Annotated in this window: 10 protein-coding genes; 2 read left to right on the top strand and 8 right to left on the bottom strand. The window is 40.6% G+C overall.

Going from position 1 to position 12,192, the window contains the following annotated elements; translation table 11 throughout:
* Positions 1–67: 67 nt before the first annotated feature.
* The 4 genes from phoA to P3L44_RS02885 all read right to left on the bottom strand — a co-directional run bounded on the left by phoA (position 68) and on the right by P3L44_RS02885 (position 5,395).
* Entirely contained in the window at positions 68–1,507 is a 1,440-nt protein-coding gene (gene phoA, locus P3L44_RS02900; protein WP_004914820.1) for an alkaline phosphatase, read from the bottom strand.
* A 181-nt stretch (positions 1,508–1,688) separates the two neighbouring features.
* Positions 1,689–3,257, bottom strand: a complete 1,569-nt coding sequence (locus tag P3L44_RS02895) for an alpha/beta hydrolase-fold protein (RefSeq protein ID WP_227528896.1) — start codon at positions 3,255–3,257, stop codon at positions 1,689–1,691.
* Between the two features lie 58 nt (positions 3,258–3,315).
* Positions 3,316–3,930 carry a DUF3156 family protein gene (locus tag P3L44_RS02890; protein ID WP_227528895.1) on the bottom strand — a complete coding sequence of 205 codons (615 nt, stop codon included), beginning with the start codon at positions 3,928–3,930 and terminating at the stop codon, positions 3,316–3,318.
* On the bottom strand, positions 3,905–5,395 hold the full coding sequence (locus tag P3L44_RS02885) for an APC family permease (RefSeq protein WP_140172044.1): 1,491 nt from the start codon (positions 5,393–5,395) through the stop codon (positions 3,905–3,907). Before P3L44_RS02885 ends, P3L44_RS02890 begins: the two co-directional genes overlap by 26 nt.
* Positions 5,396–5,792: 397 nt before the next feature.
* Between P3L44_RS02885 and P3L44_RS02880 the strand changes: the two genes are divergently transcribed.
* On the top strand, positions 5,793–6,458 hold the full coding sequence (locus P3L44_RS02880) for a helix-turn-helix transcriptional regulator (RefSeq protein WP_140172043.1): 666 nt from the start codon (positions 5,793–5,795) through the stop codon (positions 6,456–6,458).
* A 162-nt stretch (positions 6,459–6,620) separates the two neighbouring features.
* On the opposite strand, the gene P3L44_RS02875 is transcribed toward P3L44_RS02880, so the two are convergent.
* The 4 genes from P3L44_RS02875 to P3L44_RS02860 all read right to left on the bottom strand — a co-directional run bounded on the left by P3L44_RS02875 (position 6,621) and on the right by P3L44_RS02860 (position 10,949).
* Entirely contained in the window at positions 6,621–8,114 is a 1,494-nt protein-coding gene (locus P3L44_RS02875; RefSeq protein ID WP_094962714.1) for an aldehyde dehydrogenase family protein, read from the bottom strand.
* A 28-nt stretch (positions 8,115–8,142) separates the two neighbouring features.
* Positions 8,143–8,511 carry a cupin domain-containing protein gene (locus P3L44_RS02870; protein WP_096865186.1) on the bottom strand — a complete coding sequence of 123 codons (369 nt, stop codon included), beginning with the start codon at positions 8,509–8,511 and terminating at the stop codon, positions 8,143–8,145.
* Between the two features lie 50 nt (positions 8,512–8,561).
* Positions 8,562–9,866, bottom strand: coding sequence for an NAD(P)/FAD-dependent oxidoreductase (locus P3L44_RS02865; RefSeq protein WP_004905784.1), 1,305 nt, complete (start codon positions 9,864–9,866; stop codon positions 8,562–8,564).
* A 339-nt stretch (positions 9,867–10,205) separates the two neighbouring features.
* Positions 10,206–10,949 (bottom strand): helix-turn-helix transcriptional regulator, encoded by a 744-nt coding sequence (locus P3L44_RS02860; RefSeq protein WP_272661700.1) that lies wholly within the window; start codon positions 10,947–10,949, stop codon positions 10,206–10,208.
* A gap of 264 nt (positions 10,950–11,213) precedes the next feature.
* Here P3L44_RS02860 and P3L44_RS02855 point away from each other — a divergent pair, with 264 nt between their 5' ends.
* Entirely contained in the window at positions 11,214–12,158 is a 945-nt protein-coding gene (locus P3L44_RS02855; protein ID WP_272661701.1) for a nucleoside hydrolase, read from the top strand.
* The last annotated feature ends 34 nt before the right edge of the window (positions 12,159–12,192 follow it).

The raw sequence follows: 12,192 nt of genomic DNA, 5'->3' as shown, positions 1-12,192 counted from the left end.
ATATACTAGAAAATAAAAAAATCCCCCGCAACATCCTATTGCGGAGAATTTTCACTACAGGGTTGGTTTATTGCTTCAATCCCATTGCATCGCGCATGGTAAAGAACAAATCAGTTTGGTCAGTTAGACCCATTACATTTGCCGCATGTGGGCCATAAGCCGCCACACGTAACTGAGCACCGGTGTGCTCTTGAGAATCATCTTCTTCAGAGTTACCGTAATTTACCACCATCACAGAGCCGTCTTTAGTAATCAACGCTTGCGTTAAGCCCGTTGATTTTGTTCCTTCTGGAATAATTTGGCTTGAATGTGAATGGTCAGCAGTCACGATAACTAATGTATCACCATGTTTTTTAGCGAAATCTAAGCCGACTTGTACTGCTTGGTCGAGAGCAACAGTTTCACCAATTTGGCCACATGGGTTTGCTTTATGGTCTTGCTTATCGATAGAGGCACTTTCAACCTGCAAAAAGAAACCATTTGGATTGACTTCTAACAGCTCAATCGCTTTTTTCGTCATTTGAGCCAATGTTGGTGCATTAGGGTCTAACTTCGCATTCGGTTTACATTCCAATGGCGCATTGTTGATATTACCGTAATGAACTGCTTTCGGGCCTTCCCATGCAACAGTCATGTTGCCATCATGGAATAAGCCCAGAACAGGTTTATCTTGATTTGCAACAGTAATGCTGTCTAATGACTTAGCGTCACGCACAATATTATACCCACGCTCAATCGCCTGTTGCTCCAACGTTTTACCTTTGTAGTCACCCGCCTTTGCTTCTTGCTTGAAGCTCTTAGCGCCACCACCAAGGGTGACATCTGGGCGAGTTACCAACAGTTGCTCTGAAATTGAACCACGACCGCCATTTTCTAGCGCGTTAGCCGCACATTTTTCTGCTGTTTCCTCAGGGCCATAACATTTACGAGCACTCACATGCGAAAACTGTGCAGCTGGCGTAGCGTCTTGAATCTCAGAGGTTGTGACGTTACCCGTCGCTTTACCATTACGTTTAGCTATCTCAATTAATGTCTCATGATCGTTGCCAAATACATCAATCCCTAATGCGCCATTGTAGGTTTTTACACCAGAAGACCACGCCGTGGCAGACGCTGCAGAGTCAGTCACATAGTCTGGTTTTTGGGTTTTCTTATCTAACGCATAATGGGTATATTGGCCTGTAATTGGCAAGGCATCGATTCCTTTAAAGAACCCTGAAGCACCTTCTGCATAGTTACGGGCAACGGTTATCTCTGAGTCACCCATACCATCACCAATAAATAGAATCACATTTTTGGCTTGGCCATTGTGAAGTGCCGCTTTCATGATATCAGTTTGCTCTGTCGCTAAACGACGCGCACCACCAAATTTTGTGATATCACCTTGTGCCGCACGGTTTTCTGACACCGCATCATTTTTATCAGCCGCGTAGGCAGGGACTGCACTTCCTAAAATTAAAGTACTTACCGTGACAGCTAAAAGGGATTTCATAAAATTACCAGTCATAACTGTTTCCTTGCCAATCAATAATGAAAAGAGAAAATGTGTATTTCAAATAATGACAGGCATGCTAAAGGAGCCAGATGACAGTTGAATGACGCTTTTATGGCGAAATGAAGACGTTAGTCATAAATGTAAAAAAGCAGCTAAATATAAGCTGCTTTTTGTGAATGAGCGTTAGGGCTATTTACCATTGTGACGCAAGTTGGTTTGTTCCCTCATAAAGCGTTTCACACCAAGAAACGTAGTCGTGCCCGCTAGGGAGTTCAATGGCATCAACTTGATAACCTTTATGTTTTAGAACATCGAATAACCGATAGTGGTTTTGAATAATTCCCCCCCAACTACCACGTTGTTCAAAAAGGCCAGCCTCAAGGAAAAAACGGATCGGTTGTGTTGGCATCATTTCGATTTCACGAATCAACCATTCAGGGTCTTTATCCTTCGGAGCCCACCAATAAGATCCTGACATACTGATAACATTACCGAAGATTTCAGGATGTTGTAATGCATTCCATGTCGCGCCAATCCCACCATAACTGGAACCCGCAATAATCGTATGGCTTGCAGATGCTTGAATTCCCATTTGTGCTAATTGAGGCATGAGCTCATCCGCCAGCAACTTAGGAAAGACATCATTAGGGGGAAGCTCATCCCCACGACGCTCTGAATTTATGCTATCAACAAATATAATATTCATAGCTGGAAAACTCCCCTGATTCATCCACTTATCAAAAAATTTCTCCATTTGATAGTTTTGCAGGTAAATTTGCCCATCCAATAGCAACAATAACGCCGGTGTTTCCATTGGTATATTAGGCTGATAAACCGTTATTTTTCTTTCGTTTTTTAATACCTGGCTCGTCAACGTAAATGTCTCTAAACGGCCTTTAATCTGCCTGTTTTCTACATCAGGGAAGTGACATTGGCGTATGTTCGGTACCAATGATAACAACGAAAAACGGTTATATTTATCTACGCGTTGCGAAGGAATAACATGAGAATTATAAGGATCAGACTGCGCTGTGACTAAAATCGCTTTACGTTGAGCAAAGCCGCCCTCAGGCACAGAAGGTATATCCGGTGCAATTTTATATTGTGATAACGTATCATTAGGAATGATAAAAGAACGATACCAAATATCCGTTCCCGCCAAGTGGGCCATTCTTTCGTGATTACCTGACGGCGCCCCTAGAATATAGGCATTTGCTTTCGCGCCACGCCAAAGAAATGTCACGCGTTTTTGTCGATTTGAAAACGCCTCAACCAGGGGGGTTCCTTGCGCGGCGACAGCTTGCCAAAATGCGCTTGTATCACCATTTTGATAATGTTCATCAAGCAAACTTTGTAGCATCGGGCTAATAGGTTCATTATCTTTTTTAATGGCTAAAGGCTGGTACTGGCTGATGTCAAACTTTAATTGCCAAGGTTTACCCGGCTCACCATTCAACGCTAGATAATAAACCCCATTTTCTGATACTACATAATCCGCGCTATGGGGCTCTTGTACTGAACCATACTCTTGCAATGCACGCACTGGCTGCTTATTGGAATCCAATAACAGGACCTTGGAAAGACCTTCACCACGTTGTTTTATAAAATCTTGCTGTGATACTTCAAAAGATAAGCAACTATGACCTTCGCTATCATGCACCCCTTCAGCAAAGGAAAGCTCAGATAAACGTATGCAGTCAGAATGCGTTGCCATTGCAGCAGATGACAACAACATACAACCTAAAAGAGGCAAAGATTTCACATCAAATTCCAGCGAGTCAATTGATAATAATTATTACTATCAAAAAACTCTTTTAAACTCAATGGCTCACAGCACGTTTTTCCACCAGTTGGTTAATTAACTGCAGCGCACTCAATAAATAATAACGTTGTTTTTGTATTAATCTTAAATAACGACGAGTCGCTGGGATGCGGCTCACCATTTCTGATGCCGTATAAGGCTCAATTTCACAACGCCAACGACCACCGCTAAACTCTATCTTGCAATGATTAAATTCCAGCTCTTCTAATGTTTGCCGAATAACGGGGTATTCATTCAACCACTCGATAACTTTATGACCATCCATTTGTTTCGATACAAAATGGATATGTTTTTTCTTTATACTCCCACGGGTTTTTACTTCAATTGTTGCATTGATATTATCAGCACACTGACCAGATACCGCAAAGCGGCTATATACGATAAAAGCGAGAAACAATTTTCTTGGTCGCTCAGTTACCTCAATGGTTAGCTCAGGCTCAGGCTGTACAAGGAGCACTCCGGGTGCTCCCCATTCACATGGATAAGGTGCCATGTCCTTTTCAACACGGTTAAGTGTCAATCCTGTTTGATATCCGGCAGGCAAACGTTGCTGAGTGAGCTTACCGATTCTTTCCCACAAAGATGGTTTAGGCGAGGTTACGTAATGGCTCAAGTTGGCCTCCTTCCATTTCTTCATCAGCAAAGGAATTCGATAAAACGGATTCAACATCTACAGGTTTAAATGGGTTAACTTTCTGTACGAAAACAGTCCAAATTAATGCATATCCTGCTGTTAAACCTAACATAATGGCAAAGGGAATATAGACATCCGACTTATTCATGCCAGGAGGAGTGATATACACAATAGCTAAAATAATTCCGACACTCGAAATAATTTGCGGTATAGGGAAAAAAGGCGAACGATAGGCACGATGTAAGTCAGGTCGACGAATACGCAATAACACCACTGAAATCGTTACCAACAAGTAAGCCGTCCCCCAAGAACACACCGCCGCCAGTACCAATGGAATGATACGGTCAAGGTCACCTTGAATAGCAAAAGCGTGCAAACATGGGATCATCACAGCGACTAAAATACCAAATACTGGGGTTTTGAAACGCGGATGCAAATAAGCAAAAATACGTGGTAATGCCCCATCAAGCGCCATTCCATAAAGAATACGCGGAACCGCTGCCATTAACGTATTAATGGTTGCTCCACCAGCCAATAATAATGCGACACCTATCCAATACTTCCCAAACTCACCCATGACAATTTCGGCGAATGCAGGGATTGCCATCGGTGTTTCAAGTAAGCGTGTGCCTGTTTGTGGGTCAACGACCACATTTTCCACTTGGTTCGCTAGAGCTGCACCGAATAACACCATACAGAGTGCGACGCAGAATAAACCCGTGGTCATCGCGCGAGGGATCACCTTGGCAGAATTTTTAATTTCAGGCGCCATTGGAGTAACAAGTTCACAACCAACAAACATAAACATTGCCATCCCCACAAAACTAAGGATGAGAGTTGGATCCATATTAAGTGGCTGACCAAACCAGCCATCCATATCGACATGAAACGGCAACATCAAACCGCTCACACTAAAAATCACTAACGTAGACCACATGGCGAATGTCAGTACAACCTCGACCTTACCAAAGGCCTCAATACCAAATGCATTTAAAATCCCAAACGTGACAACTAATCCCACGCCGACCATCCAAGATGAATTACTGGTCTCTAGGACAGTATTGAGATGCTCAAAGTTAACGAGCGCCATAATTCCTGAAAGGATCGTTTCGGCAGTTCCTGCAAACACATGCACAATCAAATAAGCCGAAAGTGCGCCAGTTATCGCCCAAAAACGCCCCATTCCACACGATATATAGTCATATACCGACCCTGAAGTTGGTAGAATAGCCGCAGCCTCCGAAAATGTGGTTAGCTGAGCTTGCATCATAATGAAGCTGAATAACACCGCTAGGGCGAATGTATCACCACCAATACCGAATCCACTCGTAACGGTTAAAATAACGGGGCTAGCCATAATCAAGCCGGCAGAACTCGCCAATGTGGTCGGAAAGCCAACTTTCCCTTTTTCTAAATGTGTCGACAATTTTGAGGATAAATTCATTTTACATCCCTCTCACTCTCTACCCAGCCATGAATGTGAATTTTTTGTAAAAACAAAGTAACTACATATCCACTATAGAAATAAGCCTAAACAGGCTGCTATCGTCCTAAAGAACGATACCTAGAGAGAGGGGAAATAAAATACAACTCGCGAAAAGTACCCATATTTTGACGGGCAAAAAAAATAATCAAAGTAATATCAATATGTAGCAAATAAATCACTCATTAATATATTAATAAAAAACTCCCTAAAGATACCAAAAAGCACCAAATCAATATTTATGGGGTTTTCATCAGTTTTAAATACTGTTATCAACTTCACGTTATTAATATGTTTATTTTATGTTAACCGCATTAAGAGGCATGATAATAATTCGATTAATACCCAAGGGAATATGATGACTTCACCATTATTCGAGCCTCATCAACAAACATTAATTGATTGCTGCCTAAATACCATTGCTCATATTATTCCGGTTTCCGCATTGGTGTATTACCTCGTGAATGATCATTGCCAGCCAGATAACTACGTTCTTCATGGGATCTCAGCAAAAATGCACGAAGAATATCTCACTTATTTTCACCAATTAGACCCTTTGCACCCTGACCATTTTCGCAGTGATGACTTACGCTTAGTGAGAATGGATTCTGAAATACACCAGCAAAATCAGGCTTTTTTCCATGATTTTATGCAGCCAAATAACATGGCTGATATGGCAGAAATATTTATTCGCCGTAAAAATAAAATTATTGCGGGGATTTCGGTGCTGCGAGACAGCCCATTTAGCCAGCAAGAAATCATGCGATTAAATGCTATCTTGCCTGTCGCTGAACTAATGACATTCGATGTATTACCCGACTCGCTAGTGTCTTATACCCCTAAAGAACAAGAAATCATCCATTTAGTACGGGAAGGCGCAAGTAATAAGCGAATTGCATTATTATTGGGAGTTTCACTATCAACAGTGAAGACCCACTTACGCAATATCTTCACTAAAGCGAATGTGACAAACCGAACCGAGCTTGTATCATCAGGGTTTATCATTCGCCAAGAAAAGCTCTAATTTGTTTAACGACCACCTACGGCATCTATTTTCATCGCTTTCTCGACAATTAATCATTATCCACCTTCTTCATAACTCACGCTTTTACTTTCCCTGTATTGAAATACAAAAAACCCGGCACGATGGCCGGGAAATGTTGATTAATTAAATATAAATCGAACACTAATAACGCACCATGACAGATTTTAACTCTGTGTAATACTCAATAAAGGCGCTACCAAATTCACGGCCAATACCCGATGATTTAACACCACCAAATGGGACTGCTGGGTCAAGGAAGGTATGCATATTCACCCATACGGTTCCCGCTTCAATGCGCGAAATCATACGCATCGCTTTACTGAGATCATTTGTCCATAAACTCGCAGCTAAACCAAATGGAGTGCTATTCATCATCTCAATAAGTTCTTCTTCATCATCGTAGCTTAAGAAAGTCCCTATTGGCCCAAATGTTTCCTCTTTCATCAATACATCATTTGGGCTATTAGCACGAATAATGGTTGGAGGCACAAAATACCCAGCACCTGCAATGGGCTGACCACCATAAATAATTTCACTGCCATCTTGGCGAGCTTTTTCAAACAGACCTAAGATTTTTTCATAGTGCGCTTTATTTGCCAGCGGCCCCATTTCGGTTGTTTCATCTAATGGAGAACCCACTTTCATCGCAGACAAACGTGTTTTTAGTTCCGCTAATACTTCATCCATCAATTTAGAGGGAATATAGAACCGCTCAGCAGCCGCACAAATTTGCCCTTGGTTTAGATATCCCGCTTCAATAATCCCATTAACAATTTTTTCAACCGGTAGGTCAGCTAAGAATGCAGCGCCGTTTTTCCCACCAAGTTCAAGTGTGACTCGGGTTAATTTACCTTCCATCGCTGAGCGCCCTACCGCCAGACCTGTTGGTACTGAACCCGTAAATGTCACTTTAGAACAAAGTGGATGATGAATCAGTGCAGGCCCAACTTCACGACCACCACCATTCACGATATTAATTACACCGTCAGGTACCCCTGCCTCTTTCGCTAATTCCACCACCCTTAGCATAGTTAGCGGGGTAAATTCACTTGGTTTCAACACAATCGTGCAACCGCATGTTAAAGCGGCGGCTAATTTCCAAATGGAAATCATGATCGAAAAATTCCAAGGAATGATACCGGCGACAACGCCAACGGGTTCACGCTGAGTAAATGCAGAATATTTCTCACCATTAAAAGAAGGCAATGAGACATTCAATGTCTCTCCACTGATTTTTGTCGCCCAACCGGCAAAATAACGCAAGAACTGGGCAGATGAGCCCACTTCAAGAAAACGAGATAATTGAATGGTTTTACCTGAACATAACGTCTCTAGCTGGGCTAATTCTTCAAGGTGTTTTTCAAGTAGGTCAGCAAGGCGGTTTAAGCAATTCCCTCTTTCCATTGGTGTGGTATTTGCCCAAACCCCTTTAAATGCGGTATGAGCCGCATCCATTGCGGCATCAACTTCTGCTAAAGTCCCTTCTTTTACTTTAGCAATAACCTGTTCAGTGGCAGGGTTAACAACATCAAAAAAAGTATCGCCCTTGCCAGAAACCGGTAACCCGTTGATAAAATGGCCGTGTTGACGCTTCAAGAACTCGCTGACTTCTGGTAATAGGGTTAACTCACTCATTGTTATCACTCCACTCAATAGAAACTAATTAGGCATTTACACAAGCTAGGTAATGTTTTACGAAGCGTGGTGTATCAATTTCCCATAAAACTTCGGTACCTTTAGCAGCAAACCATGTATCGCCTTTATGGTATTCAACCGTCACACCGGTTTTCACATCCGTTAACTTCACCGAACCTTCATGGACTGTCGCCATTTCATCAAATGGATACACCATTTTGAACTTACCTTTAGTGCAAGCAAAAATACCACAGGTTAGATTATCCGTTGGTTCACCGTGGATCATCGCAACACTCGCTTGAGGATCGCCTTCAACAACCACAGAACCTAAATTTGTCACGCTACCAATATTTAATAGTTCTGGCAGTGGTTTGTTTAACAGTAATGGACTAATCATAATTTTTTACCTTTAATCGATTTAAATAAACTAGTTAGGCGGATAACGAATTAACGGCGACCTTGCCAATAACCGGATGTTTGATGCATTATTTTTGCCAGTGAAACAATCACATTACGCATGCTATCTTTACCAATAATATTGGCGTGCGGGATAGAACTCATTAAGTCATAACGATGAGAACCTTCTACCATCCCTTCAGCCAGAACTTTGCACACAATCTGGCTAGGCGTAACACCAAAACCTGAATAGCCCTGCGCATAAAACACATTTTTATGTTGTGGTAATGAACCAATTTGTGGAAATAAATTTGCACTACATGCCATTGGTCCACCCCAAGCTAATTCAATTTTGACATCTTTGAGATAGGGAAAGACTTTTAGCATTAGGTTACGATTCCATGCTTTAAGGTCAGATGGAATGTATTCAAGAAAATGCGTTGAACTGCCGAATAAGAGGCGATTTTCATTCGTCACTCGGTAGTAATCAATAACTGGACGAATATCACTATAAGCACCACGGATTGGGCTAATTTGCTCGATCAATTCATCAGGCAACTCTTCCGTCATTAATTGATATGCATAAGTATTAATGGTCTTAGGGTAAATCGTCGGCTCAAGGCCATTTAAAAATGAATCACAAGCCCACAGCATTTTTTGTGCTTTGACCGTTCCCATCGCAGTTCTAACCTTGATGGTATTACCATACTCAACATTTAATACTTGGCTATTCTCAAATATTTTAGCGCCATATATTTCACTAACCGCTTTCGCTTCACCTAACAATAAGTTCAATGAATGTACATGCCCACCGCCCATGTGTTTGATACCACAGGTATAAGCATCAGAACCAATAATCTGTTTTAGTTCTGAGCCACTGTAAAATTCAATTTCTTCCTCAGGATCGACAGACTTGAAATCTTTTAGCCAACTACGCAAGGTCTTTTCTTGGCGCTTATTGCTTCCTAAGTATGCATAACCACGGCAAAAGTCTGCATCAATATCATATTTAGCGATGCGATCACGCATGATCCCTGCGCCCATATTACTGAGTTTAAAAATTGTTTCTAAACCCTCTGGCCCGACATATTTTTTAATTGCATCGATATCATGACCAATACCCGCCATCACTTGGCCGCCATTACGCCCTGAGCCACCGTAGCCAAGATGCCGTCCTTCCAAAATAGCGATATTGGTAATCCCTTTCTCACACAACTCAAGTGCGGTATGGATCCCAGAAAAGCCGCCACCAATAATCACGACGTCAACATCAAGATCTTCCTTTAATGTAGGAAAACGTAAGTCATATTTCTTAGTCGCAGCATAGTAAGTTAATGATTCTACTTGGTTATTCATTATGGATACCCTGTTTAGTATCTTTCGATAACCTGATTATCTTAACCTTGCATTAACAATTACATATCCCTTTAGGGACATTCGAAACATAAAGTTAACAATTGTGATGCAAGTAGAATATTTAAATTATAATAAAATTTATAAAATCAAAAAAATATAAGATTATAAACAATTAGTTATACAACTATTACCATATTAATAATGATGATTATTAATTGAATTTTAGTTTATTAAGGTCATCTAGACAAAAACAAAAAAATAACGCAGCAATAAAAAAGATAACAGCCATAAAACACTTTTAAATCATTAGGTTAAAATAAATATAAAAGCATATTATACTTAGCTTAACCTATTAATTAATAAGTTAAACAATTCAACCTGTGAATTAATACTTAATTTTTGATAGATATTCTTACGGTGATTTTTCACTTTCCCTAAACTAATGAAAAGTGCCTGTGCAATTTGTGGTGAACCTTTGCCCGCTAAGATTAATTCGACAACTTCACACTCTCTCGGTGTTAACCCAAATCGTGTTTGCATGTCTGTATTTTGGTGGTGATTCGACACCGAAGAAGGAGAAACATCTTTATGAAGTTTGACCATACTACGAATGATATCGAAGGCGTCTTTAAGTGGCGCTTGCGTATATTTTTCCGAGAAAAAAGGCCTATCTTCATTACCAAAAAAAATACCTAACTGCCTATTAGTTGAAATATCTAACAGCAACCCTGCCTCATCACACCACCCTGTTTTACGATAAAAATTGAGATAATAGTCTGTATGATAAAATCCTTTAGGTGCGAGTTCTTTTAGTGTTAATACTTTAGAAGCCCCGCCTTTTTGGATTTCTTGGTAGAATGGGTCCATTAAATAAGCACCTCGTTGATAGATTCTGTTAATACTATCGCTATTACGGCGCTCTACTTTGGAAAGAAATCGAGGTGGAGCTCCTTTTTCAAAGGAGTAAACAATCGCATTATCGAATGCAATAAGTGAAGACAACCATGATAATAAATTAGGATAAAACTGATTAGTTGCAACAGAATCAATAACATCAGGTAATCTTTCTAGATAGTTCTCCATTCTGCCTCCTCAATCATTAAGTCGTTAATAAAACCATCTGGGCGGTTTCATTTATATTGCTTAAAACTACATAAAGAACACATTATCTTTATAAACTCAACACGATTGTTATTAATATGTTAATCACATCACTCTCCATTAGTACCTCCAATGAATAATTTCATTACATTAGCATTCATAAAAATAGAACTTACATCACATAAAAATAAATATACCCATATATTATGTCAATTAAACGTAAATAACCTAATAAATGGAGAAATAATGTCTAACAATAAAATTATTATCGATTGTGACCCCGGCCACGATGATGCAATGGCAATTTTCTTAGCATTAGGCAATTCAAATATAGAGTTACTTGCGGTAACTACAGTCGTCGGAAACCAAACGTTAGATAAAGTTACTCATAACGCACGCGCAATTATGGAATTCGTTAGTGCAAATGATATCCCTATCGCCGCAGGTTGCTCTAGGCCACTAGTGAGAACAATACAGACTGCGCCAGAAGTTCATGGTACAACAGGCCTTGACGGTACTCATCTCCCCGAGCCCAAGCTCCCTATTGATCAGCGCCATGCTGTTGACCTAATTATTGATACACTCAAATCACATCCGCCTAAAACAATTACTCTCGTTCCTATTGGGGGGCTAACAAATATTGCTTTGGCAGTGAGAAAAGCACCTGAAATTGTAGAATTAGTAAAAGAAGTTGTTTTAATGGGAGGAGGCTACCATACAGGCAATCGAACTGCAGTCGCTGAATTCAATATCCTTATAGACCCTGAGGCTGCTCATATTGTGTTTAATGAAACTTGGCCTATCACTATGATTGGGTTAGACCTTACACATCAAGCAAGGCCAGACGACCAAATAATGGAAGCAATTGCAGTGTTAAACACACCTGTAAGTGATTTTGTTGTTGAATCCCTAAATTACTACACTGCAGGTTACCGCAGACGTAATGGCTATACTAACCATGCCCCTGTCCACGACCTATGTGCTGTTGCTTATGTTATCGACCCATCCATAATGGAAACGATTAAAGCTCCGATTGATATCGAACTGCAAGGTGCTTTAACAACGGGTATGACGGTGACTGACTTTCGCCACCCCGCTAAAGCAGATTGCCACACGCAAGTCGCTACAAAGTTAGATAACCCAAAGTTATGGGATATGTTTATTGCTTCTCTAAAGCAATTAGCAAAATAGAAACAAAAAAGGTAGTCTATAAAAATAGCTACCT

The sequence above is a fragment of the Providencia sp. PROV175 genome, assembly GCF_032707045.1.
In the GTDB taxonomy this organism is placed as follows: Bacteria; Pseudomonadota; Gammaproteobacteria; order Enterobacterales; family Enterobacteriaceae; genus Providencia; species Providencia hangzhouensis.
Note: the sequence above shows the minus strand (reverse complement) of the source record. Positions and strands in the feature narration are given on the sequence as shown.

What these genes read in the sequence shown, in the direction of transcription:
- phoA (WP_004914820.1), bottom strand. Translation starts at nt 1,507, where the DNA reads ATGACTGGTAATTTTATGAAATCCCTTTTAGCTGTCACGGTAAGTACT.
- P3L44_RS02860 (WP_272661700.1), bottom strand. Translation starts at nt 10,949, where the DNA reads ATGGAGAACTATCTAGAAAGATTACCTGATGTTATTGATTCTGTTGCA.
- P3L44_RS02875 (WP_094962714.1), bottom strand. Translation starts at nt 8,114, where the DNA reads ATGAGTGAGTTAACCCTATTACCAGAAGTCAGCGAGTTCTTGAAGCGT.
- P3L44_RS02865 (WP_004905784.1), bottom strand. Translation starts at nt 9,866, where the DNA reads ATGAATAACCAAGTAGAATCATTAACTTACTATGCTGCGACTAAGAAA.
- P3L44_RS02880 (WP_140172043.1), top strand. Translation starts at nt 5,793, where the DNA reads ATGACTTCACCATTATTCGAGCCTCATCAACAAACATTAATTGATTGC.
- P3L44_RS02855 (WP_272661701.1), top strand. Translation starts at nt 11,214, where the DNA reads ATGTCTAACAATAAAATTATTATCGATTGTGACCCCGGCCACGATGAT.
- P3L44_RS02870 (WP_096865186.1), bottom strand. Translation starts at nt 8,511, where the DNA reads ATGATTAGTCCATTACTGTTAAACAAACCACTGCCAGAACTATTAAAT.
- P3L44_RS02885 (WP_140172044.1), bottom strand. Translation starts at nt 5,395, where the DNA reads ATGAATTTATCCTCAAAATTGTCGACACATTTAGAAAAAGGGAAAGTT.